This is a genomic window from Streptomyces sp. NPDC002671 (assembly GCF_053592475.1).
The window spans coordinates 193,913-216,124 of sequence record NZ_JBSFVU010000018.1; the positions used below are offsets into that span (position 1 = coordinate 193,913).

Consider the following 22,212-nt stretch of genomic DNA (forward strand, 5'->3'; position numbering starts at 1 on the left):
ACCGGATAGCACGGCTTACCGGTGAGGTACGGGCGATGGGGCGCTCGTCGTGAGACCGATCATGTTATCGGAGCGGTGCGGGAGGACTTCGCTGCCTCCACAGCGATGAAGTCATGGAAGTCCATGTTGCTGATCTCGAGGTTGCACGCCATCGATCCGACCTCTCGGCACGGGAGGACGGCGCAGTGCCCCGGGGTGTCGTACAGGTCGACGACGGTCAGCGGCCGGCCGGACTCGGCGAAAGTTCTGACGTCGGCGAGCGCGACCATCGTGGTGTGTTCCTCGGGCGGGACCAGCGCAGGGACCTGGCCCGGCGGGAGGCCGTCGAAGGCCCGGTCGTCGACGACCAGCGCCGTCAGCGGGTAGTGGTCCTCGTCGATCTCGTCCGGGTCCAGTTCCGCGCCGATCCAGCCCTCCTCGTCGGCCCCGCCCAGTTCGTCGAGCAGGGCGCGCCACCCTTCCTCGTCATTGAAGGAGGTTCGGACCAGCAGGGCCACGGCGGTGGAGGGCAGCGCCGGGAAGGACCGGCGCGGCTGCGTCGTCGGCGCGCGGAAGGCAGGCCGGCCACCGTCCCCCTGGTACATGCCGAACCTGTCCATGCCGCGCACCAGGTCGTCGAACGCGAGGGCGCCGCCCAGCAGAGCGGCGAGGATCTCGCCGAGCCGGGCCGACGGGACCCGGACGCCGCGCCCGGGTATCGCCGCCAGGTCCACCAGCAGCGGCCCGGCCCCGCCGTACACGACGGGGATGTCCGCCAGGACGGCGACCGGCGGTACGAGGCCGCCGCCCGGGACGAGCGCCGGTACGTTCCCGCCGTGCAGGAAGTTCCATCCGCTGCCCTCGACCAGGCGGAGCCGCACCCCGCCGTCCCCGAGGACGAGCACGTCGCGCTCCCGGCGGCCCCCGATCTCATGGAGCAGCCCGCCCCACAGGGCCTTGCCCTCCTCGTAGCACGTACAGAGCAACAGCACTTCACCAGGCGCAGGCTGGGGAAGTTCGGGAAAGGACATGGCTCTCCTTCGAAGGACTCGCGCGGGGACCAGGACACTAGTCCACCAGTCCCGGGGCCTGAGCTCTTCAATGGGCCACGTGAGCGCCGTAGTTGACCCGTCTATGCTGCCGCAATGGGTCTGGATCCGAACCTGTGCATGGTGGACTGGGAACGGCTGCGTGCCGTCCCCGTCGAGGACCGGATCCAGGCACTGGACGACGCGATCCGGCCGCCGGATCAGCCGGATCAGGAGTCGGCATGGTGCGCCGAGTACCACTTCCTCAGCACCAGCGGTTCCTACAGACCGCATGCCCGCGCGTGCGCCGCCTGGGACGACATGCGGGCGGTCGTCGACGCAGCCGTGTGCGAGGCGACGGACGGATATCTGAACGGCCTGATCTGGGACAAGGATCCGACCGCTGACCCTGCACCGACCGGCGGCGCGGGGATCTTCCCGCCCGCCGCCGACCGCCGGCGCCCACACATCCTTCTCGTCTGCCCGCCGGAGGCGGGCCGCCCGGACTCCTTCGAAGAGTTCACCGCACTCCTGCGCGAATGGGCCCAGGTGACGAGGGAGACGGCCCGCCGAGGCTGGGGCCTGGTCGGTCTGCCGTAGCCCCGCCGCCTATGATCATGGGCATGTCCGCCCTTCAAGAGCGATCCGCCCTCAGCCAACTGGCCCCCTATGAGCAGCTGTTGGGGTACGGATCCGTCGTCCCCGCCAAGAGCGCCAAAGGCGTCAGCGTGAACATCGGCGGGTCCCTCGCGAACCAGCTGATGGGCTCCGTCGGCGCGCAGTCCGGCGGAGCCGGCAGCATCGCCGCACAGATGCCACGCACCTCGGGCGCGCTGCTGCTGCGCGTGACCGACCAGCGGGTCGGACTCGTCCGTCCCCTGGACGGCACCCCCGTGTGGGAGGTGCCGCGGGCCTGGGTGACCCGGGTCGAACGCCGGCCCCGCACGCAGCTGATGGCCCGCTTCCGACTGCACTACGCCGACGGCTCCTGGCTCGCCTTCCTCACCATGCGACGCCGTACGATCGAACAGTTCCGCTCACTCATCGGCTGACCGGTCAGGTGGTGCGTCGGCGGGCTGTGACGATGAGGGTGTGCAGCACCGCCTGGGCAGTGGGAAGCCGGTTCGCGGCCTGGCGCCAGACCAGGGACCGGGGGCCGTCGAGCACCTCCGAGGTGATCTCCTGCCCGCGGACGGCGGGCAGGCAGTGCATGGCCACCGCCTCGCGTGGCGCATGGGCGAGCAGGGCGTCGTCAACCCGGTATGCGGCCAGGCGTTCCATCCGCTCGGCACATTCGTGCTGTCTGTCCATGGGCACCCACACCTCGGCGTAGACGGCCTGCGCGGCGCGGACGGCGTCGTTCGGCTCGGTGGCGAGCGACACGGAACCGCCGGTCTGCGCCATCAGTTCACGCGCCTCGCCGAGGATGTCCTCGTCCGTCTCGTAGCCGGGCGGGGTGGCGATCGCGAGGTGCATGCCGGAGGCCGCGCACGCCGCGAGGAACGAGTTGCACGTATTGCTCGTGCCGTCCCCGATGAAGGCCGCGGTCATGCCCTCCAGGATGCCGAAGTGCTCGCGCAGCGCGAGCAGGTCGGCGAGGGACTGGCAGGGGTGGTGGGTGTTGGACAGGGCGTTGATGACCGGCACCGTCGAGGCGTCGGCCATCTGCTCCACCGTCGTGTGGTCGAAGGTGCGCACCGAGATCGCGTCGAGATAGGACGACAGGACGCGGGCGGTGTCAACAGCGGTCTCGCCGTGGCCGAACTGCAGGTCCTCGCGGTTCAGCACGATGGCCGCCATGCCGAGCCGGTGGGCGGCCACGGCCAGGGAAGCGCGGGTCCGCGTGGACGGCTTCTCGAAGACGCATCCGACGGCGCCGCCCCGCAGATCGCGCTCCCACCCGAACGGCTCCTGCTTCATGCCCTCGGCCAGATCCAGTAGCCCCTCCAGGGTCTGCGGGTCGAGGTCGCTCACCCGCAGCAGGTCGTCGGGGACTTTGCCCGTCACGGCCGGACGGTCGGCCTCGGTCACGGGAATCGGCTGGGTCATCGCGGTACTCCAGCTCCGTTCGCGCGGTCGGGGGCCCGTTTTCCGTCAGTGTGATCGGCGACTGCCCGTCGGCGCACGCCGGCAGCGTCTTACGGGTGAACCGCTCACCGGGTACAGCCTGAGCTGAAGATCTTTTCCACGTGATCAAGCTCCTGCATAATGCGCTTCGCGCGCACACGCGTTCGACAGCAGGAGGGGAAATGAAGTTCCTCAAGCGGGCGGCCCATGCGGTGGCCTCCCTGGCGCTTGCGGTGACGGGGGTCATCACCCTCGGCGGTACTGCCCACGCCGGTTCGTCCGGCCAGCAGCTGATGATCGTCGACAACAAGAACACGGCGACCTCGGTCAAGGTCATCGGCCTCGACCAGAACGGCAATCCCGCCCAGGGTTGCTTTAACACACCCGACTTCAAGAACGCCATCAGCGGCTGGTGGTGGCAGGGCAACGTCACCGTCGTCGCCTACAACGGCCAGAACTGCACCGGCGGCGACAACTGGTCCGGCTCCACGGACGTGCCCCGCTACCGGGCCGGCGGTGACTGGTGGGCCATCGTCACCTATGACAACTCGGCCCAACACAGCCAGCAGATCGAGTTCTTCGACAACCAGGGCGTCGCCTACTCCATGTACGTCGACGGCACCAACCAGGACGGCCATCCGGCCGGCCACTGCGTGGCCACTCCCGGCTGGGACAGCCTCGACAGCAACTGGTGGTGGCGGGGCGAGGTGCACATCACCACCTACCCGACCGGCAACTGCTCTGGTTCCTCGAACGGTTACAACGTGCGGTATGTCAACGGGAACGGCGCCGAGTCGTACTGGTTCGGCGTCACCAACTAGTAGGGCTCCGTTAGGTGTGTGTAGGTCCTGTTTGTGGGCATGTTGGGGGTTGTGGATGCACATGAAGTGGACCGGGCTCGGGTGAAGTTGGCGTTATTCGTGGCTGATGTGTTCGCGTCGGTGCCGCGCAAGGATCAGCGGGCGAAGGGTGACTGCTATCTGCGGGGGCTGATGCTGGACGGGCGGCGTAAGTCGATCCAGCCGATGGCGGAGCGGCTGCCGGATGGCAACGAGCAGAATCTGCAGCAGTTCGTGAATCAGTCGACCTGGGATCCGGTGCCGGTGCGGCGGCGGATTGCGGAGCGGATGGTGCCGCTGATCGGTCCGGATGCCTGGGCGGTCGATGATGTGTCGTTCCCCAAGGACGGGAAGATGTCGGTGGCGGTCGCGCGCCAGTACTGCGGGGCGCTGGGCAAGCGGGCCAACTGCCAGGTCGCGGTGAGCGTGCACGCGGTCTCCGACACTGCCTCCTGTCCGCTGCAGTGGCGGTTGTTCGTGCCCCAGGAGTGGGCGGACGATCCGGGACGGCGGCAGAAGACCGGGATTCCGCAGGAGGTCGGGCACCGGGAGAAGTGGCGCCTGGCGTTGGACAGCATCGATGAGCTGGCTGGGTGGGGAATGGGGCCGCCGGTGCTGGTGGCCGATGCCGGTTACGGCCAGAACGCCGACTTCCGTGACGGCCTGGAGGGCCGGGGCATCGGCTATGTCGTGGCGGTCCGTGCGGATGTGACCGTCCACCCGCAGGACGCCGAGCCGGTCACGCCGCCGTGGTCGGGCAACGGCCGCAAGCCGCAGCCCCGCTACCGGGACAAGCCGTCCTCGGTGGCCGCGCTGGCGGCCGGCCAGGGGCGGCAGGTCTTCACCGAGGTGACCTGGCGGGAAGGCTCCCGTGGACCGATGCGCTCGCAGTTCCTGGCGCTGAAGGTACGCCCGGCCGGGGTCAGGGCCCGCCGTCTGGCCCAAGCCGCCGCCACCGCGCAGAACGGCCGCTGGGACGGTGTCCTGCCCGAGGTGACGCTGCTGGTCGAATGGCCCGCCGGAGCCGAAGCACCCACCGACTACTGGCTGTCCAACCTGCCCGACGACACCCCGCTGGCCGAACTGGTCCGCCTGGCCAAGATCCGCTGGCGGATCGAGCACGACTACCGTGAACTCAAGCACGGCCTCGGCCTTGACCACTTCGAGGGCCGCTCCTGGAACGGCTGGCATCACCACGTCACCCTGGTCACCGCCGCCCACGCGTTCCTCACCGAACAGCGCCTGGCCCCAAAAGCCGATACAGCGGACTCACCCTCTACCAGATCCTCGACACCATCCAGGACCTGCTGAACTGCTGGACCGGCACCTGCACCACCTGCCACCGCCCCCTGCCCAGAACATCCACCACCAGCCCAAACCCAAGAGCCAGAGCAACCTAACGGAGCCCTACTAGAAGACTGATGAAGATCGTCCGTTCCGGCCCCGTCGCGTGCGCGGTGGGGCAGGACGTCCCGGCTGCCGGCCGCGGTTGTCAGACCCCACCGGTACTGTCGGCGCATGAGAGCTGATGGAACCTTCACCGCCAAAGCCTTCGTCCCGACCGAGCTGAAGCCCGAACCAGCCATCTCCACCGGGCTTCCGGTAGGCGTCGCAACCATGGAGAAGCACTACGACGGAGAGGTCGCGGGACGCTCGGCGACGCTCTTCACCGCCGCGTTCGACCAGAACACCGGCGTCGGCACGTACGTGGCCATGGAGTCGTTCGAAGGCTCCCTCAACGGCAGGGACGGTGCCTTCAACTTCGTACACTCGGCGACCACGTCCGGCAGCGACCGCACCGCGGAGTTCTTCACCATCGTGCCCTCCAGCGGCATCGGCGAGCTGGCCGGCATCACCGGCACCGGCGGGATGGCCGTCGACGCCGATGGCACACACCGCATCTGGTTCGACTACGACCTCGGCTGAGCTGCCGCTGCATGCGGCACCGGGCGGCTACCCGGAACCGGCGGCGTGGCTGCGGTCGTCGCACACCGCTATCCCGGAAAGGCGGCTGCCGCAACCGGTCACAGCCGATCGGGCTACTCCCCTGGCCTCCGCGCCGCTCCGCCAGGAGGGTGGGCTTATCAGAGAGTCATTCCTAAATGCGGTGATAAAGGATACCTAGTGCGTAACCGTATCTCCTGCCCTGAGTATGCGAGTGGTGAGGAGTGGGTTGTGGGTTCCATCGATGCTGTGGTGACCGGAGGCGGAGGGTTCATCGGCGGGCATCTGACTCGGGCCCTGCTCGCCGAGGGCCGCCGCGTGCGGGCCGTCGACCGCAAGCCGCTGCACTCGTGGTACCAGGTGCACGACGACGCGCAGAACGTGGTCGCCGACGTGTCCCTGCGTGACACCTGCGCCGATGTCCTGGTGGGCGGGGCCGACGAGGTCTACCATCTCGCCGCCGACACGGGCGGTATGGGCTTCATCGAGAACAACAAGGCCGCCTGCACGCTCTCCGTCCTCTCCAGCGCGCACATGCTGCTCGCCGCCAGGGACGCCGGCGTCGGCCGCTACTTCTACGCGTCGTCCGCCTGCGTGTACGCCGCCGACAAGCAGACCGACGCCGACCTACTCCCCTTGCGCGAGGAGGACGCCTACCCCGCCATGCCCGAGGACGGTTTCGGCTGGGAGAGGCTGTTCAGCGAGCGCATGACGCGCCATTTCCGCGAGGACTACGGGCTGGCCACACGCGTCGCGCGCTATCACAACGTCTATGGCCCGCACGGCACTTGGACGGGCGGCCGAGAAAGGGCGCCCGCCGCGGCCTGCCGGAAGGTCGCCCTCGCCGTGCTCACCGGCGCCGACGATGTCGAGATCTGGGGCGACGGCGAGCAGACCCGGAGCTTCACCTACATCGGCGACTGCGTCGAGGGCACCCTGCGCCTGACCCGCAGCAAGCACATCGACCCGCTCAACATCGGCTCGGACCAACTGGTCTCCGTCAACCAGCTGTACGCGCTCGTCGAGCAGATCGCGGGCGTCCGGCTGCGCCACCGCCACATCCCCGGCCCGCTCGGGGTACGCGGGCGCAACAGTGACAACACCCGGATCCGCAAGGAACTCGGCTGGACCCCCGAGACCCCGCTCGTGCAGGGGCTGGAGGTGACCTACCGGTGGGTGTACGACCAGGTGAAGGCACAGCTCGACGGCCGGTCGGTCACATGCTGACCGCCCCGCATCCGCGTGTGGACGATCAGAACCGGTGAACGGTCCTATGTCTGCGTCACCGGAGTCCACGCTCCGGCCGGGCGGCTCGGCAGAGCTGGACCTACGCGAACGTCCGGCCGTATCCGACTGGTCCGCGGCCAGCCGGACACCTACGCCTGGTACCTGGACCGCCTCGGGACCGCCGTGCGGTCCTGAACGTGCGGCCCGGCACCCGCGTGCTACACCATCCGGTGGCTTATGAGCGCCACAACATCAGATAGGCAGCACATTTCCCGTTTGTTCCACTATCCAGTTATTAGTACTGACTTTGCCGCCAAGCTTTGATCAGTTCGAGGAAAGTGGAGAGAATGACGACATCGCCGAGACGGCCATCTGTTCTGGCCTCAGCCGCCGTGGCTGCACTGCTGGTCACCGCCCCGCTGGTGAACGCGGGCTCCGCGCACGCCCGGGACCACACCCCGTACGGGGGGCCGCACCCGACCAAGACCGCCTATCCCCCCTACCCGCCGAGGCCGCCGAAGCCGCACCACCCGCACCACGAGGAGCCGGAGCACGAGCACCACGGGGACCACGGGGAGGACCACGGGGACCACGGGCAGGAGCACAGGGACCACGGGGAGGAGCACGGGGACCACGGGCAGGAGCACGGGGACCACGGGCAGCAGGAGCACGAACACGCGCGCCTCGCGAACACCGGTGACAACGGCAAGAAGCAGCTGATCATGGGTGGTATTGCGGCTGCTCTGATCGCAGCGGGCGCCGGCACCATGCTGGTCGCACGCCGTCGCCGTAGCTCATGACGGTACCCACCGTACGGGTGGCAACTCCCAGGCGTCCCGGGCGTGCCCGGGACGCCGTCCCGTCCTCCAGCCCATTCTTCCGGGCCTCCGCCGCGCCAGTGTGATCCGGTCGATTGCGATCGTCGGCCGGTGCGACGAACCTCTCCTCGAACGAGTCTCCGAAAAAGTGTTATCGGTGGCTCGCCGGGCGGTCTCCCATGTGTCGGGCAGCGCCGTCCGGCTTCGAGGACAGGGAAGCTTTTGATGAGTACAGAGCACACGGTGGAGTCGGCAGCGCTGGTGACCGCTGCCCGAGCAGGTGACTTGGCGGCCCAGGACGCCTTGGTCAGCGCATACCTTCCGCTTGTTTACAACATCGTGGGCCGTGCTCTGAACGGCTCGGTCGATGTCGACGACGTGGTGCAGGACACGATGCTCCGCGCCCTGGACGCGCTCGGCGATCTGCGTACGCCCGAGCGCTTCCGCTCCTGGCTCGTGGCGATCGCGATGAACCAGGTCCGTGCGCACTGGCAGTCCCGGCAGTCCGCACCGGACGCCATGGAGGAAGCCGGGGATGTCGCGGACCCGGGTGCGGACTTCGTGGACCTGACGATGGTGCGGCTGCAACTGTCCGGCCAGCGCCAGGAGACCGCGCGCGCAACTCGCTGGCTGGACCCGGACGATCGAGGACTGCTGTCGCTGTGGTGGCTGGAGTGCGCCGGTGAGCTGACCCGCGACGAGGTCGCGGCGGCCCTGGAGCTGTCGCCGCAGCACGCCGCGGTGCGGGTGCAGCGGATGAAGGCGCAACTGGAGGCGGCCCGCGTGGTGGTGCGGGCGCTCGACACACAGCCGCCATGCGAGGAACTCCGAGGCGTACTGGCTACCTGGGACGGCCGGCCCTCGGCACTCTGGCGCAAGCGAATAGCCCGGCACGCCCGCGGCTGCATACGCTGCTCGGGCCTGTGGAGCGGGCTGATGCCCGCGGAGGGACTCCTGGCCGGCCTGGCGCTGGTCCCGGTGTCGGCCGCGCTGCTTGCCAAGTGGGTTCCCACCTCGGGCAGTATGGCGATGGCGGGCTCGGCACACGCAGCGACGGCAGGCTCGATAGACGCAGGTGGTACGTCTGCGGGGCACGCCGGTACCGGCCCGGCGACCGGGCACCGGGCGGCCCGCGGCCGGGCGGGCTCCCGCGGCGAGGCACGCCGACGTCGGCGAATACGACGCCGGGCCGTCGGCGGCGCCGTGATCGCGGCCTGTGTAGCGGGCGGCGGCCTCTGGTACTTCGGGACCGGCTCCGGGACGGGGACCGGCGGCGCGACCACCGCACAGACCCCCGGCGATCCCGTTGCGGACCTGTCCGCCCCTCGTGAGGTCGAGACCTCTGCGCCGCCCGGGAAGCCGTCTCCCACGCCGACCGCGTCGGCAACGAAAAAGGCGCCGGTCGCCAAGAAGACTCCGCCCCCCGCCAAAAAGAGCGCATCCGCTCCCGCGCAGACCGCCCGGCCCACTCGGACCGCACCCACTGCCCCGCAGGTACCACCAGCCTCTTCGAGCACCGTGACGCAGGTGGTCGCGCTGGTGAACAAGGAGCGGGCGGCGGCAGGCTGCGACCCTGTCACGGAGAACCCGCAGTTGGAGAAGGCGGCACAGGCCCACTCCGACGACATGGCCGCGCGCAACTTCTTCGACCACACCAACCCCGACGGCGCCGACCCGGGGCAGCGCATCACCGCCGCGGGCTACCGCTGGTCCACGTACGGGGAGAACATCGCCCGGGGCCAGCAGACCGCGCAGTCCGTGATGGACTCCTGGATGAACAGCCCCGGCCACCGCGCCAACATCCTCAACTGTGGGTTCAAGAACCTAGGCGTGGGCGTCCACAAGGGCACGGGCGGCCCGTGGTGGACGCAGGACTTCGGTACGAAGCTCTGACGCTACTGAGCGGACATGGCCTCGCGCATCGCCTGTGCGGTAGCGGCGGGGTCGTAGTCCTCGGGGACGCCCGGGACCAGGATGATGTCGCCCTCGATGTGCTTCGAGCGCAGCGGTGCGATCTCCTGGTACGCGGGCGAGTCCCACCAGGCCCGGGCCTCGTCCATCCCGGGGAAGCCGATGACCACGACATGTCCGGGCCAGCTGCCCTCCTTCTCCTCGTGCGGCATGGCGTGCACCAGGAAACGGCCGCCGTAAGGCTCGAAGGTGCCCGGGATGCGCTCGATGTACTCGGCGATCTCCGGGTGCGGGGTGGCGTCCTGCAGATGGGCTATGGCGTAGGCGGGCATGACATCCTTCCGGTTCGGTTCGACTCCGTACGCCGATCATCCTGTCAGGCGGACGCACCGGGGTCGATGACCTGAGAGGTAAGCGGGCGGGCGCTACTGGAGGGGGATGTCGATCCCGTAGTCGTCCACGGGCCGCGGACCGTGGATACGCCTGTCGGCTTCGCTGATGGCGACGTCGTTGATACTGGCCTCGCGGCGTCGCATGAGGCCGCGCTCGTCGAACTCCCACAGTTCGTTGCCGTAACTGCGCCACCACTGGCCTGCGGCGTCGTGCCACTCGTACTGGAATCGGACGGCGATCCGGTTCCCGTCGAACGCCCAGAGGCTTTTGCGCAGCGCGTAGTCCAGTTCGCGTTCCCACTTCCGCGTCAGGAAGGCGACGATCTCCTCGCGGCCCCTGACGAACGTGTCCCGGTTCCGCCACATCGAATCCGGCGTGTAGGCCAGTGCCAAGCGCTGGGGATCGCGGGTGTTCCAGGCGTCCTCGGCGGCCTGGACCTTCTGCAGGGCGGTCTCCCGGGTGAAGGGCGGATAGGGCGGGCGGTCTTCCGGCACTGCAATCTCCTCACATTGAGAACGCGCGTTCTCGATCGGTGGATGACTAAAGTAGGGAACGATCGTTCTCTACGTCAAGGAGCCCCGCATGCCAGCCCCGGTCACCGAGGAACAGAACCGCCTGGACCGTGCGGCACTGCTGGACGCGGCGGAGGGGCTCTTCTACGAGCGAGGCATCCAGGCCGTCGGCATGGACGAGGTCCGCGCAGCCTCCGGCTTGCCGCTGAAGCGGATCTACCGCCTCTTCGCGGCGAAGGAGGAGCTCGTCGTGGCGATGCTCAAACGCCGCGACCAACGATGGCGGGGAGACCTGGCCGCCCACGTGGAACAGGTCCCGGATCCTCGCGAGCGCGTCCTGGCGATCTTCGACTGGCTTGGGGAGTGGTTCGCCCAGCCCGGCTTCCGCGGCTGCGCCTGGATCAACGCCTACGGCGAACTCGGCTCGTCCTCCGAGGCGGTGCTCGCCGAAGTCCGGTCGCACAAGCAGGCGTTCCACGACCAGATCGCGCTATGGGTCCGTGCCGCCGGGGTGCCGGTGGCCGAACCCGTCGCCCTCCTCGCCGAGGGAGCGATCGTGACGGCCGGCATCAGTGGCGACCCGGCCCCGGCCCGTCATGCTCGCGCAGCCGTGGCGAGAATGCTGGACGACCCGGGCCAACTCGCGTAGTCAGGTCTGGGCGTGGCCCTTCGAGCGGTCGGCAGGCATGGTGCCCGCCGTGACGCTCGTCAGGGCAACGCCGCGCGCCGACGTCAGGATTTCGCGCGGCGCCGCGGGGGCTTGAAGGCATACAGATCAAGGATGTCCGGCTGGGGAGCCACGCCCGGTCCGCCGGCACGCACCCAGGTGACGATGTCCTCGGTCGCGTCCGCATCGTTGACGAGCCCCAGCCAGACCGGCCGCGCACCGGCGGCCCGAGCCGCGGCGGACGGCTGTACGACGATGACGTTGGCCTGATCGCACACGTCGAGGCAGTCGGAGATGCGCGTCGGCACCGCCGCCCGCAGACGCGCGGTCTGCGCCGCGTGATCGACCCCTGTCACCTTGGGACTGCCGCAGCAGCAGTCCCGGCACACGACGACCCGGCACGGCGCCGAATCGCTCCCCTTCACAGCCCGGCCTGATGCCTTTTCCTTCGGCTTCTTGGGCACGCCGCGCCACTCCCCTCCCGGGGAGATCCGCCCCGGTGTTCCTTGAGGAGGCGACCGCGTGAGTCTTCTGGCTCCCGGGTCGTTGCTCTCCGGTCACAGTGGCGGGACCGCGCCGGATTCACACCGGCTTCCTCGGACCGCAGTCGCCTTATGTCGTCGATCATCATTCCATCACCGACGCCACGCCGTCACCCGGCCACTGCGCCGGAGCCCATCATCGTCCGCCCGCCGGTGACGGGCGCCGAACGTCCAGGACGACCGCCGTTCCGGCAACGGTTCTGTCCTCGTGCATGGTGATCACGTGACCGGGCTGCAGGTGCTGCCACTTCGGCGGGTCGAGCGGGGCGAGGCGCACCGTGGCTCGCCCGCCCGGCTCCATGAAGGAGGCGAACTCCACCCAAATGCTTGCGATCTTGAACTCGGGGTCACCTGTCGGGGTGCGGTTCCCGAGGTTCCACATCGGTCGAAGGACGCCGGCTCCTGGCAAGGGACTCTGTCGGCGGGCCACATCGGCAGGTGTGAGGGTGAGGTCGGCTCGGATGATGCCGTGTCGGGTTTCGTAGCAGCGCCAGTGGCACCAGGCCGCACTCCTCTCCAGCCGCAACTGCTCGGCGGCGGTGGCGAGGTCCTGCCAGAAGCCGAGCGGAAGCGGGTGGACGTCACCGAGTTCCTCCAGTAGCCCAAGAGCCACTTCCCACTCGTCGTGAGCGAGGTACTCCCAGACGTCCTTCACCGTGATGTCGTTCTCGGTTGCGACCTCTTCCGGGACCAGCAGGGAAGCTGCTTCCAACAGCCTGGTGACGTCCATGCCACGATTCTGAACGACGGTCCGCTCAGCCGGACTTCGTCACGCCGCTCAGGGGAGTACGGCGTAGCGTCACCTTGCGATGGCTGATCCGCCACCCGTCAGCGGTGCGCACGGCGGTGTCGTCGTAGGAAACGGAACCGCAGGAGCCGTCCGCCCTGATTCCCAGGCCCTTGGACCGGACCTGCACCTGGCCGTCTGCCAACGCCGTGACGACGACATTGGTGACGTGATGCGCGACCGGGTTGGCGGCTCCCAATGCCAATGCGGCATCTCGGATGGCAGCCACACCGACCAGTGGCTCTTGACCGAAGTCGGTGAGGTCGTAGACGACATCGGAGGTGAACAGCTCCTCCAACCGGTCGAGGCTTCCGTCGTCAACGAAGTGACCGTGCAGCGAGACCAGTTCGGTGATCGCCAACCGATCTTCCAGAGCGAGTGACACACGCGTCCTCTCCTGCCTGGCGCCGAAAGGGAATTTGATCCTGCCGTGGCTGTTTGCGGCGCATGCGTGCCGGTGGCTTGGTCATGGCCGCTGCGCTGACCGCGCTGGTCGGGCGCGAAACCCGATCAGCGCGTCGCGGACGGCAGGTGTATCAGCTGACGACGAGGCGGCTCAGCTCAGGTGCCGGGTGAAGAACCGTAGCGAGCTGTCGAGTTCGAACGCCGGGACCTCGCCGTGGTTGCCGGGATTGGCGTGCAGGGTCTTCTCGGTCGAGCCCAGGACGTCGAAGTGCGCCAGGGCTGCCGTCCTCGGCACCTTCTCGTCGTCCCACTGCACCAGGAACTCCACCGGGACAGTGATCCGCGCGGCGGCCTCGACCGAGGTCTCCGCCCCGTTCAGGCCCAGCACCGCCGCGCGGACGCGGGGCTCGGCGGCGACGAACGGAACGCCGAGTCCGCAGCCCAGCGAGAGCCCCCAGTAGCCCACCGGGCCCGCGCCGACTTGGTCGAGTTCCTGGAGCGCGTCCAGGACCGCCCGCCATTCCGGGACGCTCTGGCCGGCGATGAGGGCGTGGACTTCGGCGAGCACCGGAGCCACGTCCCCGCCGGTCTGCATGCGGTTCCGCAACTCACCGATGAGACGGGTGTGTTCCTCGGTTCGCGGCCGACCGCCATGGGCGGGCGCGTCGACGGCCGCCACCGCGAAACCGCACTCGGCCACGAAGCGGCGGGCACGCTCCACGATGCCGGGGGCCTGCTTGTGCTGACCGCCGCCGTGTCCCATCAGGATCAGCGGGCGGGTACCGGCGACGCCGTCCGGCGTCCACAGCACGCCGGGGATCTCACCAAAGGTGAAGGGGAGGGTGAAGAGCTGTTCGGTGACGCCGTCGGACGACGTCTGGGAGGTGAAGCGCACGTGCGTTTCAAGCCTTTCGGGATGCCTTCTGCGGGCACTCCCTAACCCGCGCAAGGGAGGGAGCCCCGACCTGTCACAGCGTTGATCGGTCTCACCTCCTCTGTTCACAGCAGCACTTGACGACGCAGAACGTATCACGACCCGCGTCGAGGCCGAAGGCGTCGGTGGGGGCGACGACGCCGGGGGTGTAGCCACCTCGGGTGACGTTGACAGGATCAGCGGCCCGAATGGTGCGCGAGCCAGTCCAGGGCAGCAGCGCCGGCATTGAGAACGGAGATGTGCCCGTCGCCGGGGCTCAGCCGCAGCTCTGCCGCGGGGCAACGGTTCGCGAGCCACTGGCTGTGCGTGCTGGGCACGATCCGGTCCTGGTCACCGTGCAGGAAGAGGACCGGCGCGCTGACCTGCGCGGGATCGAAGCCCCACGGAGCGACGTACGCCAGATCGTCGTCGATCAGCCCGCCTGGGCCGGCCTCCACGGCCGGACCGACGACGCTGCCGAACCAGGACCATGCGCCGGAGAGCGCAGCATGGTCGGCCGGGGTGAACATGTCCGGGTCGTACTCGGCGCTCGCCTCGTACTTCTCCTTCGCCGCACGCCCGTCAGCCGCGGCCCTCAGAGCTGCGGCGCCGGACTTGGTCATGTCCGCGAACCAGTCGAGCCCTTCGGCGCCGAAGGGAGCAAGTCCCGCCACGCTCACCACGGCGAGGACACGCTCCGGCAGCAGGGCGCCGCAAGCCAAGGCGTGCGGACCACCGCCGGAATGCCCCATGACCGCGAACCGGTCGATGCCCAGCGCATCGGCGATGCGGGCGACGTCGGTGGCCACCGACGCCACGTCCCGGCCCGGACGCAGCGTCGACCCGCCATAACCGGGCCGGTCGTACGACACCCAGCGGATCCCTAGATCGGCGGCGGCCGGGAAGAGAGGCTCAGGGGGTGCGCCGATGTTCGGCGTGCCGTGGTGCCAGAAGACTACGAGCCGGTCATCGGAGCCATCCCCACCAGTGTCGTAGATGTGCAGCCTACAGCCGTCGCTCAGCTCCAGATCAGTCTCAGTCACCCTGCCGCCCCTGACGCGCGAACCCAGCCGGTCCAACTTCGTTGACACGAACCTATGGGGCATCGATCTTCAGTGGCAACGCTCTGTTTCGCGCAGCAGATCAGCGGCCAGGGCCATCCCCCAGCCGGTGAGGTAGGTGAGCCTCCGGGAGCCGAACCGACTGCTCGTGCCGGAAGACGTTCCGCGGATCCCAGTACGCCTTGGCCCGCTGCAGCCGCTCGTAGTTGGCCCCGTAGTACAGGAGGTACCAGGGCTGGCCTTTGCTGGGGTCGTTGAACTCGGGGTCGTTGAGGTCGACGTCGGGGTAGTTGATGTAGCAGCCGTCGGTGTTGGTGACCCCGGACACCTCCGGGGTGGGCATCACCGGCACACCACCGGTCTCCACGTACATCTCCTGGTAGAAGTCGCGGATCCACCTCAGGTGCGGCGCGGCGATAGAGGGGTCGGCCAAGGCGTCCTGATAGTCGAAGACCCCGTCGCGGTTGGCGTCCTTCCCCCAGGTCCAGTACGCCTGGTACTGGAGTTTCACCACGGACGAGCGCTGGGGCACGGCGGTGGCGAACGGGTCGACGTCGTTGATCCGGCCGCCGTAGGAGTCGACCTGGACCAGCGCGTCCTCGTTGTCGTACCTCGTCGTGAGGTGGTTGTAGAGCACGTCGAGCTGGCGCTCGGTGAAATTGCCCGTGTGGTACGCGGACTTGTATTTCCCGCACCGGCTCGGACCGGAGTCGTTGAAGTTCTGGGTAGCCGTGAGCCAGGGCAGCCGGGTGGGGATGTACTGGTCGTTGAGCGGCGGGTGTTCGCCCATCCGCAGGTCGAAGAGGGTCTGAGGGTAGACCTCGTCGGGTGCGAGCCAGTTCAGGAAGAGGTTGAGTCGCTCGAGCGAGTCGCTGCGGGTGCCGTCGAGCTGGATGACCAGGCCGACCTTGCCATTGGCGTGGTTGGTCAGCTTCAGCAGCGTGAACAGATCGCGGTAGTCGAGGTCGCGGAGAAAGTCCGGACCGCCCTCGCCCGTGTTCTCGGCCACGAAGAACTCGCCGTAACGGCGCACCAGGGACTTGAACTTGTCGGGATCTTTCTTGAAGAGGTCCCACTTCCAGGCCAGCGCCCTGGTCAGCACCTGGGCCGGCGGCTCGGGCAGACCGCGGAACCAGTAGCGGGTGACCACGCCGAAGTTGCCGCCTCCACCGCCGGTGTGCGCCCACCACAGGTCCTGGAGGGCGCGTTCCGGTGAGTCCTTGCGCGCCACGGTGACCTCGGCGTGCGTCCGGTCGCGTACGGTGACCACCTCCACGGCGTAGAGGTAGTCGATCGTGAGGCCGTGCAACCGGGAGAACAGGCCGAATCCGGCGCCCGAGATGTGGCCGCCCGCTCCGACGGAGTAGCACGAGCCCCCGGGCAGGGCGAGGCCGTGTCGGCGGTACAGCTGGGTGACGGTGTGCCAGTTGGTCGCGCCCGCCTCGACGCAGTACGCCTCCATCTCGGTGTCGTAGTAGACGCCGTCCATGGTGCTGACGTCGATGATGACGGCTACGTCGTCGCCGCAGACGAAGTTCTCGTAGCAGTGCCCGCCGGAGCGGACCGTGATGCGGCGCGGCGGCGAGTCGGAGTCGGCCGTGCCCGCGAGGTAGGTGTTGAGGGCGGAGAGCACGTCGGCGGTTCCGTTGGCCACCACGACGTAGTCGGGACTGGCGACCCAGCGCTGGTTGAATCCCCGGCGCAGCGCCTCGTAGCGGGGGTCGCCCGGGCCGACCTCGGTCGGGCCGACGGGCCGGGAGGCAAGGGGCTGGGCGGGCATGGCAGTACCTCCACGACGGGCGGTGACTATCGGTCACTGAAGGTTAGACATATGTCACTATCAGTAACCCTGCCGTTCGGGTGAGGGTCCCAGACACATGGCCGCAGAACAGCATCTCCCCCCGTGCGCCGGGGCGCCGGGACGCCGGGGCTAGGCCGTCACGGGTTCCAGCCGCAGCCGCCGGGTCGGCCAGGGCGGTGGTTCGGCCGGGCCGAACCAGACCCGGACGTCCTCTTCGGTGCGGACAGGCAGGAGGGGGTAGTCGTTTTCGGCGTGCTCGGTGCGGTGCAGCGCATGGCCCGGGGTCAGGTGCCGGGCGGCGTACGCGTCGAAGGCAGCCGCGTCGGACGGATGGCAGACCGTGGCGACCACCTCGCGGGTGCCCGGCGCCGGTGCGAAGCCCGGGCCACGCAGCAGCAGGACGTCATCGCTGTCGATCATGGTGGCGTTGGCGGCGTCGCGGTGCTTCCGCCAGACCGGGCCGGTGTAGAAGGCCTCCAGCGAGCGCCGACGGTGCGTCATGTCGGGGAACGCGCGCAGCCAGACGAAGCGGTCCGGGTCGTCAAGGTCGCGGAAACGTCCGCCGACGGTGACGCCGACCGCGTGCTGGCCGGTCACGAACTCGCGCTCGAACAGCTCGATCAGGGTTTCCCGGGCGCCGGGATGCAGGGTGTACTGCCGGAGTTCGACGATGCTCATGCGTCGACCGCCCCGGTGCGGGTGAGGTCCATGATCCAGTTGAGCTCCCAGGTGCGGCCGTCGTCGGCGGAGAACTCCTGCTCCCAGCGCGCGGCGTCGGGGCCGAGGCGGTACCAGGTGAAGTGCACCCGGATCGGGCGACCGTCGTAGGTGTCGTCGCCGTGGAAGTCACCACGGTCGCCCGTGAAGCCGCCGACCACCGGGGGATCCAGTCGGCCCGTCCGGCTGTCGGACCAGTGGATCGACCAGCGCTCCGTCTCGCGGTCGAAGAGCCGCAGGGTCACGCCCTGGCGGCCGAGGGTGGGGAAGGTGATCTCGTCGATGTTGCCGGCGCCCCCGAACAGCGGCCGGACCGCCGCGTGACCGGGGAACTCCGCCCAGGTGGCGGGGCCCGGGCCGAGCGGTGCGGTGAGACGGCGATTGGCCACGTCCCAGGAGCCGTGCAGGAAGTCGAAGTCGTCCATACGCCGCAGGTTAGGGACATTCCCCTGACATCTACTGTCAGGGGAATTATGTGACATGGAAGCATGCGGCCATGCCTGTCCTGCACCCCAACAGCGACTATGCGAAGACCCGGCGCGGGAACCGACGATGTGTTTCAACCCCCAAGGGCGACACGTGGACATCCCGTACGCGGTCATACGCTGGTTCATGGACCAGGTCGATGAGGAGATCCGTACCGCCCGCGCATGGATGCGCCTGCGGCCCGAACTCGTCGAGGTCATTCACCAATTGCGCCAGGAATATCTGGGCGTGATCGATGACGAGGACTTTCGTGACGTCCTGGCGCGGATACGCGCCACGGTCCCCGAGGCTGACCTCCCCGCGGTTCTTGCGGCAGCCTTCGGACGGAAGCCCAACGGCACGACCATCGGAGTCTGAGCCAGGGTCGGTGGCGCGCCTCGGCGTCTAGGAGCCGAACCACGATCGTCGGCCGCCTGTCCCGTTCGACGATCGGCGCGCTCGGCGCTTGAAGCGGGAGCGCAGGCGGCTGGCGCGGTGCCGGACTTCTGGGTCTGCGATGCGTGGGAGCAACTGGTCGAGCATCGTCATGGCGCGTTGCGGGTCGCCGGACTCGCCGACGTTGTGGGCATGTTGCAGGGACCACACCACAGGTAGCTCGTCCACGCCCAGGGTGGCGCTCCGAAGCGGGAGCAGCTCGTCGAAGTATCGCGCGGCGGCCTCGTGGTCCCCGAGGAGGTGGGTGTCGATCGCCACCCGCACGTGCGCCTCGTAGCGTGCCATGTCGTTGTCGGGCAGCCCGCGGTCCAGGTCGGGCAACAGCGGTTCGTAGAGGGCGCGTCTGCGCTGTGACTCGGCGCGGGTGACCGGCATGAAGGGCGGATGCGCCCGCCCTGTGGCGGTGATTCTCGTCATGCGGCCGGCGGCCAGGTCGAGGCGGGCGTGCAGGGTGGTCCGATGCCAGGGGCCAAGGACGCGGGTCGCCAGCGCGATGACTTCTTCCAGTTTGCCGAAGACGGCCTCCACCCCGTCGTAAGCGGACCGTCCGAGGTGCCTGGCTCGGCCCTGGATGGTGCGCGGGTCCTCGGGGCCGAAGACCCGGATCAGTTTCGGCACGAGGGCGGACAGACTGTGGTCACTTGAGCGCAGGGCCCTGGCGAGCATCGCTTCTGCGGTGAGCGGATCGTCCGGTCCCAGTTCGCGCTGCGCCTCGGGGATCAGCTCGTTGAGCAGGCCGACGAACTCATCCAGGTCGGAGTCCGGCGGCAGCGCGAGGATCTGGTCGAGCCGTCGACGCAGAGCGGAGCGCACCGGGTCGGCGAGGGGGGTCCGCTCGGTGGGACTGTGCGGAGGCGAGGGCAGCGGAGGAAGAGGGGGCGGCGTCGAGGCCGTCACGGTCGGGGCGGAAGTCTCACCGGCCAGAAGTGCGAGTCGCCGCTCCACCTCACGGGCGTGCCCCGGACGTCGGCCGGGGGCCTTGGCCAGTAGCTCCAGTACGAGCTCATCCGCGCCGGGCGGCAGGTCACCACGTGACGCGCTCGGCAGCGGCGGCGGCGCGACCATGTGCTGCACCATGACGTCCTGCGCATCGTCGGCACGGAACGGGGGGTGGCCCGTCCACAGCTCCATGAGGATGCAGCCGAGGGCATACAGATCGCTGCGTCCGTCGACCGGCCGGCCGTTCATCCGCTCCGGTGCCATGTAGGTGGGAGTGCCGACGGCTACGCCTTCAGCGGTGAGCGTGGCCCCGGCCTCCTGCCGCTTCGCGATGCCGAAGTCGAGGACCTTGACCGTCCCGGTGTCGGTCAGGATCAGGTTGGCGGGGGTGATGTCCCGGTGGACGATGCCGACGTCGTGGGCGGCGGCCAGAGCGGCGCAGATCTGCCGGGCCCATAAGAGGGTTTCCGCGAAAGGTGGCAGACCTCGGGCGATGACGTGGGCGAGGTCCTCGCCCCGCACGAGCTCCATCACGATGTAGATGAATGGCCGGCCGTCGCGTTCCAGTCGCCCGAAGTCGTGGATCATCGCGATGTTGGGATGGGTCAGGTTGCCCGCGATGCGCGCTTCTCGGATGAGGCGTTGGGCCCTTTCCTCGGTCTCGGCCAGACCGACCTTGACTGCGACCGGGCGGTCGATCCGCACATCGTGAGCGCGCCATGCGGTCCCGAACCCGCCCCGGCCCAGCACCGAGTCGAGCCGGTAGCGCCCGTCCAGGACGTCGCCCTGCCTCAGCATGCCGCTTCCCCCTCCAGACCGAATGCTCAACAACCCATGTTGCCGCACAAGTTGATGAGTTGCTCGGTGGAGAGGGCGTAGACCACCCGACCGGCCCTGACCGACAGCTGAAGGCCGCCGCCTTCCTTGTCCGTCCGCAGCGGAATTCGTCCACAGCGGGCGGCAAACAGCGAAGGCAAGGAGGTTACCCACTCCTTGCCACTCTCAACATATAGCGCACTGGGGGCCTTGCGGCAAGGCCCCGGTCGTGCTGCACAATCTCCGTCCGAAGCCAGAACCTGGGCAAATCAGGGATTCACGAGGTACGTGTGCTTCTGCTGACGAATCCAATCTCGTTGAACGGGGATTTCGATGACTGACGTGATCGTGGTCGGCGGCGGACCGACCGGCTTGATGCTGGCCTGCGAATTGCGGCTGCACGGCGTCCACGTCGTCGTGCTGGAGAGGCTGACCGAACCGACCGAGCAGTCCCGCGGACAGGGCCTGCACGCGCGCAGCATCGAGATGATGGACCAGCGCGGACTGCTGGACCGGTTTCGCGCGGTCAGTGAGAAGTTCCAGGTCGGCGGTCTCTTCGGTGGCATCACCAAGCCGTGGCCGGACCGGCTGGACACGGCTCACCCGTACGGCCTCGCCACCCCGCAGCCGGTCACCGAGCGGCTGCTCAACGAGCGTGCCCTCGAACTCGGTACCGAGATCCGGCGCGGCTGCGAAGCGGTCGGGCTGAGCCAGGACGAGGACGGGGTGACCGTCGAGCTGACGGACGGCACGCACCTGCGCTCGCGCTACCTCGTCGGCTGCGACGGCGGCCGGAGCATGGTGCGCAAGCAGCTCGGCGTCGGTTTCCCCGGCGAGCCCGCCAAGGTCGAGACGCTGCTGGGTGAGATGCGGGTGACCGAGGATCCGGAGAAGGTTGCCGCCATCGTCGACGAGGTCCGCAAGACCCAGCTGCGGTTCGGTGCCATTCCCCTCGGGGACGGGGTGTATCGCGTCATCGTGCCCGCCGACGGCATGGCGGAGGACCGTGTGACCGCGCCGACCCTGGAGGAGTTCAAGAAGCAGCTGCGGGCCTTCGCGTGCACCGACTTCGGGGCGCACTCGCCGCGCTGGCTCTCCCGGTTCGGCGACGCCACCCGGCAGGCCGAGCACTATCGGGTCGGCCGGGTGCTGCTGGCCGGCGACGCGGCGCACATCCACCCGCCGACCGGCGGGCAGGGGCTCAACCTCGGTATCCAGGACGCGTTCAACCTGGGCTGGAAGCTGGCCGCCGCGGTCGGCGGCTGGGCACCGGAGGGGCTGCTGGACAGCTACCACGCCGAACGGCACCCGGTGGGTGCCCGCGTGCTGAACAACACCCGCGCGCAGATGACGCTGCTGGGGTCCGATCCGGGTCCGACCGCGTTGCGGGAGCTGTTGTCGAAGCTGATGGACTTCGAGGAGGTGAACCGGTACGTGACCGAGATGATCACCGCGGTCGGGGTCCGCTACGACTTCGGCGAGGGCCACGAACTGCTCGGCCGGCGCATGCGGGACGTGAAGCTGAAGCAGGGGCGCCTGTATGAGTCGATGCATGGCGGTCGCGGGCTGCTGCTCGACCAGACCGGACGGCTCTCGGTGGCGGGCTGGGCGGACCGGGTCGACCATGTCGTCGACGTCAGCGAGGAACTGGACGTGCCCGCAGTGCTGTTGCGGCCGGACGGTCACGTGGCGTGGGTCGGTGAGGATCAGCAGGATCTGCTCGGCCGACTGCCCCGGTGGTTCGGCGCTGCCGTGAGCTGAGCGTGCGAACGTGTCGTGGGCCAGGCTGCGTTGCCTGGCCCACGGCCATGCTGAAAACCCCCTGGCGTCGTCAGCGGACGACGTCGAAGACCTGCTTCTGCAGGCCGTTGGCGTAGGCCTCGTGCTCGACCAGCTTCAGCTTCTGGGCGTCCTTGTCGGTGGCG

General features: G+C 68.9%; 23 protein-coding genes, 2 pseudogenes and 1 riboswitch. Of the genes and pseudogenes, 11 read left to right on the forward strand and 14 right to left on the reverse strand.

Going from position 1 to position 22,212, the window contains the following annotated elements; translation table 11 throughout:
• Nucleotides 1-59 precede the first annotated feature (59 nt).
• On the reverse strand, nt 60-1,010 hold the full coding sequence (locus tag ACWD35_RS27120) for a DUF6924 domain-containing protein (RefSeq protein ID WP_451353896.1): 951 nt from the start codon (nt 1,008-1,010) through the stop codon (nt 60-62).
• A gap of 114 nt (nt 1,011-1,124) precedes the next feature.
• On the opposite strand from ACWD35_RS27120, the gene ACWD35_RS27125 reads away from it, so the two are divergent.
• Both ACWD35_RS27125 and ACWD35_RS27130 read left to right on the forward strand, forming a co-directional pair.
• Complete coding sequence (locus tag ACWD35_RS27125) at nt 1,125-1,607, forward strand: hypothetical protein (RefSeq protein ID WP_451353897.1); 483 nt, start codon at nt 1,125-1,127, stop codon at nt 1,605-1,607.
• 23 nt (nt 1,608-1,630) lie between these two features.
• Nucleotides 1,631-2,059 (forward strand): hypothetical protein, encoded by a 429-nt coding sequence (locus ACWD35_RS27130; RefSeq protein ID WP_451353898.1) that lies wholly within the window; start codon nt 1,631-1,633, stop codon nt 2,057-2,059.
• A gap of 4 nt (nt 2,060-2,063) precedes the next feature.
• Here ACWD35_RS27130 and argF read toward each other — a convergent pair whose 3' ends face one another.
• Nucleotides 2,064-3,056: an ornithine carbamoyltransferase gene (gene argF, locus ACWD35_RS27135; protein ID WP_451353899.1), complete on the reverse strand. Its 993-nt coding sequence runs from the start codon at nt 3,054-3,056 to the stop codon at nt 2,064-2,066.
• Nucleotides 3,057-3,256: 200 nt separating this feature from the next.
• Between argF and ACWD35_RS27140 the strand changes: the two genes are divergently transcribed.
• The 6 genes from ACWD35_RS27140 (at nt 3,257) to ACWD35_RS27165 (ending at nt 9,795) form a co-directional block, all read left to right on the forward strand.
• On the forward strand, nt 3,257-3,895 hold the full coding sequence (locus ACWD35_RS27140; protein WP_451353900.1) for a hypothetical protein: 639 nt from the start codon (nt 3,257-3,259) through the stop codon (nt 3,893-3,895).
• A 51-nt stretch (nt 3,896-3,946) separates the two neighbouring features.
• Nucleotides 3,947-5,224, forward strand: a complete 1,278-nt coding sequence (locus ACWD35_RS27145) for an IS701 family transposase (RefSeq protein ID WP_451353901.1) — start codon at nt 3,947-3,949, stop codon at nt 5,222-5,224.
• A 207-nt stretch (nt 5,225-5,431) separates the two neighbouring features.
• Nucleotides 5,432-5,839 (forward strand): DUF3224 domain-containing protein, encoded by a 408-nt coding sequence (locus tag ACWD35_RS27150; protein ID WP_451353902.1) that lies wholly within the window; start codon nt 5,432-5,434, stop codon nt 5,837-5,839.
• A 249-nt stretch (nt 5,840-6,088) separates the two neighbouring features.
• Nucleotides 6,089-7,084 (forward strand): NAD-dependent epimerase/dehydratase family protein, encoded by a 996-nt coding sequence (locus ACWD35_RS27155; RefSeq protein WP_451353903.1) that lies wholly within the window; start codon nt 6,089-6,091, stop codon nt 7,082-7,084.
• Nucleotides 7,085-7,476: 392 nt separating this feature from the next.
• Nucleotides 7,477-7,884, forward strand: coding sequence for an LPXTG cell wall anchor domain-containing protein (locus ACWD35_RS27160; RefSeq protein WP_451353904.1), 408 nt, complete (start codon nt 7,477-7,479; stop codon nt 7,882-7,884).
• Between the two features lie 243 nt (nt 7,885-8,127).
• Nucleotides 8,128-9,795 (forward strand): sigma-70 family RNA polymerase sigma factor, encoded by a 1,668-nt coding sequence (locus ACWD35_RS27165; RefSeq protein WP_451353905.1) that lies wholly within the window; start codon nt 8,128-8,130, stop codon nt 9,793-9,795.
• Between the two features lie 2 nt (nt 9,796-9,797).
• Here ACWD35_RS27165 and ACWD35_RS27170 read toward each other — a convergent pair whose 3' ends face one another.
• Entirely contained in the window at nt 9,798-10,145 is a 348-nt protein-coding gene (locus ACWD35_RS27170; protein ID WP_451353906.1) for a DUF1330 domain-containing protein, read from the reverse strand.
• A gap of 93 nt (nt 10,146-10,238) precedes the next feature.
• Nucleotides 10,239-10,700, reverse strand: coding sequence for a nuclear transport factor 2 family protein (locus ACWD35_RS27175; RefSeq protein WP_451353907.1), 462 nt, complete (start codon nt 10,698-10,700; stop codon nt 10,239-10,241).
• 88 nt (nt 10,701-10,788) lie between these two features.
• Between ACWD35_RS27175 and ACWD35_RS27180 the strand changes: the two genes are divergently transcribed.
• Nucleotides 10,789-11,367 carry a TetR/AcrR family transcriptional regulator gene (locus ACWD35_RS27180; protein WP_451353908.1) on the forward strand — a complete coding sequence of 193 codons (579 nt, stop codon included), beginning with the start codon at nt 10,789-10,791 and terminating at the stop codon, nt 11,365-11,367.
• 83 nt (nt 11,368-11,450) lie between these two features.
• Here the strand turns inward: ACWD35_RS27180 and ACWD35_RS27185 are convergent, their stop codons facing one another.
• The 8 genes from ACWD35_RS27185 to ACWD35_RS27220 form a co-directional block, all read right to left on the reverse strand.
• Nucleotides 11,451-11,810, reverse strand: a complete 360-nt coding sequence (locus ACWD35_RS27185) for a (2Fe-2S) ferredoxin domain-containing protein (protein WP_451353934.1) — start codon at nt 11,808-11,810, stop codon at nt 11,451-11,453.
• An 80-nt stretch (nt 11,811-11,890) separates the two neighbouring features.
• Nucleotides 11,891-12,006: riboswitch (cobalamin riboswitch) on the reverse strand.
• 57 nt (nt 12,007-12,063) lie between these two features.
• The gene (locus ACWD35_RS27190) at nt 12,064-12,657 is read right to left on the reverse strand and encodes a hypothetical protein (RefSeq protein ID WP_451353909.1); all 594 of its coding nucleotides are present in this window, start codon (nt 12,655-12,657) and stop codon (nt 12,064-12,066) included.
• Nucleotides 12,658-12,682: 25 nt separating this feature from the next.
• The gene (locus ACWD35_RS27195) at nt 12,683-13,099 is read right to left on the reverse strand and encodes a nuclear transport factor 2 family protein (protein WP_451353910.1); all 417 of its coding nucleotides are present in this window, start codon (nt 13,097-13,099) and stop codon (nt 12,683-12,685) included.
• Nucleotides 13,100-13,270: 171 nt separating this feature from the next.
• Nucleotides 13,271-14,014: a dienelactone hydrolase family protein gene (locus ACWD35_RS27200; protein ID WP_451353911.1), complete on the reverse strand. Its 744-nt coding sequence runs from the start codon at nt 14,012-14,014 to the stop codon at nt 13,271-13,273.
• Between the two features lie 215 nt (nt 14,015-14,229).
• On the reverse strand, nt 14,230-15,075 hold the full coding sequence (locus ACWD35_RS27205) for an alpha/beta fold hydrolase (protein ID WP_451353912.1): 846 nt from the start codon (nt 15,073-15,075) through the stop codon (nt 14,230-14,232).
• A gap of 100 nt (nt 15,076-15,175) precedes the next feature.
• Complete coding sequence (locus tag ACWD35_RS27210; protein WP_451353913.1) at nt 15,176-16,873, reverse strand: FAD-dependent oxidoreductase; 1,698 nt, start codon at nt 16,871-16,873, stop codon at nt 15,176-15,178.
• 150 nt (nt 16,874-17,023) lie between these two features.
• Entirely contained in the window at nt 17,024-17,572 is a 549-nt protein-coding gene (locus tag ACWD35_RS27215; RefSeq protein ID WP_451353914.1) for an NIPSNAP family protein, read from the reverse strand.
• The gene (locus ACWD35_RS27220) at nt 17,569-18,036 is read right to left on the reverse strand and encodes a hypothetical protein (protein WP_451353915.1); all 468 of its coding nucleotides are present in this window, start codon (nt 18,034-18,036) and stop codon (nt 17,569-17,571) included. Before ACWD35_RS27220 ends, ACWD35_RS27215 begins: the two co-directional genes overlap by 4 nt.
• Nucleotides 18,037-18,139: 103 nt before the next feature.
• On the opposite strand from ACWD35_RS27220, the pseudogene ACWD35_RS27225 reads away from it, so the two are divergent.
• Nucleotides 18,140-18,454: pseudogene (locus ACWD35_RS27225) on the forward strand (hypothetical protein); the annotation flags it as partial.
• 27 nt (nt 18,455-18,481) lie between these two features.
• Here ACWD35_RS27225 and ACWD35_RS27230 read toward each other — a convergent pair.
• Nucleotides 18,482-20,269, reverse strand: a complete 1,788-nt coding sequence (locus tag ACWD35_RS27230) for a protein kinase domain-containing protein (RefSeq protein WP_451353916.1) — start codon at nt 20,267-20,269, stop codon at nt 18,482-18,484.
• Between the two features lie 351 nt (nt 20,270-20,620).
• Here ACWD35_RS27230 and rox point away from each other — a divergent pair, with 351 nt between their 5' ends.
• Nucleotides 20,621-22,048: a rifampin monooxygenase gene (gene rox / locus ACWD35_RS27235; RefSeq protein ID WP_451353917.1), complete on the forward strand. Its 1,428-nt coding sequence runs from the start codon at nt 20,621-20,623 to the stop codon at nt 22,046-22,048.
• A 70-nt stretch (nt 22,049-22,118) separates the two neighbouring features.
• Here the strand turns inward: rox and ACWD35_RS27240 are convergent.
• A pseudogene (locus ACWD35_RS27240) lies at nt 22,119-22,212 on the reverse strand (dihydrofolate reductase family protein); the annotation flags it as partial.

Bases quoted from the DNA above. Each gene is read 5' to 3' on its own strand.
- ACWD35_RS27165 (WP_451353905.1), top strand. From the start codon at position 8,128: ATGAGTACAGAGCACACGGTGGAGTCGGCAGCGCTGGTGACCGCTGCC.
- ACWD35_RS27210 (WP_451353913.1), bottom strand. From the start codon at position 16,873: ATGCCCGCCCAGCCCCTTGCCTCCCGGCCCGTCGGCCCGACCGAGGTC.
- ACWD35_RS27170 (WP_451353906.1), bottom strand. From the start codon at position 10,145: ATGCCCGCCTACGCCATAGCCCATCTGCAGGACGCCACCCCGCACCCG.
- ACWD35_RS27215 (WP_451353914.1), bottom strand. From the start codon at position 17,572: ATGAGCATCGTCGAACTCCGGCAGTACACCCTGCATCCCGGCGCCCGG.
- argF (WP_451353899.1), bottom strand. From the start codon at position 3,056: ATGACCCAGCCGATTCCCGTGACCGAGGCCGACCGTCCGGCCGTGACG.
- ACWD35_RS27140 (WP_451353900.1), top strand. From the start codon at position 3,257: ATGAAGTTCCTCAAGCGGGCGGCCCATGCGGTGGCCTCCCTGGCGCTT.
- rox (WP_451353917.1), top strand. From the start codon at position 20,621: ATGACTGACGTGATCGTGGTCGGCGGCGGACCGACCGGCTTGATGCTG.
- ACWD35_RS27150 (WP_451353902.1), top strand. From the start codon at position 5,432: ATGAGAGCTGATGGAACCTTCACCGCCAAAGCCTTCGTCCCGACCGAG.
- ACWD35_RS27130 (WP_451353898.1), top strand. From the start codon at position 1,631: ATGTCCGCCCTTCAAGAGCGATCCGCCCTCAGCCAACTGGCCCCCTAT.
- ACWD35_RS27180 (WP_451353908.1), top strand. From the start codon at position 10,789: ATGCCAGCCCCGGTCACCGAGGAACAGAACCGCCTGGACCGTGCGGCA.
- ACWD35_RS27220 (WP_451353915.1), bottom strand. From the start codon at position 18,036: ATGGACGACTTCGACTTCCTGCACGGCTCCTGGGACGTGGCCAATCGC.
- ACWD35_RS27120 (WP_451353896.1), bottom strand. From the start codon at position 1,010: ATGTCCTTTCCCGAACTTCCCCAGCCTGCGCCTGGTGAAGTGCTGTTG.
- ACWD35_RS27190 (WP_451353909.1), bottom strand. From the start codon at position 12,657: ATGGACGTCACCAGGCTGTTGGAAGCAGCTTCCCTGCTGGTCCCGGAA.
- ACWD35_RS27125 (WP_451353897.1), top strand. From the start codon at position 1,125: ATGGGTCTGGATCCGAACCTGTGCATGGTGGACTGGGAACGGCTGCGT.
- ACWD35_RS27230 (WP_451353916.1), bottom strand. From the start codon at position 20,269: ATGCTGAGGCAGGGCGACGTCCTGGACGGGCGCTACCGGCTCGACTCG.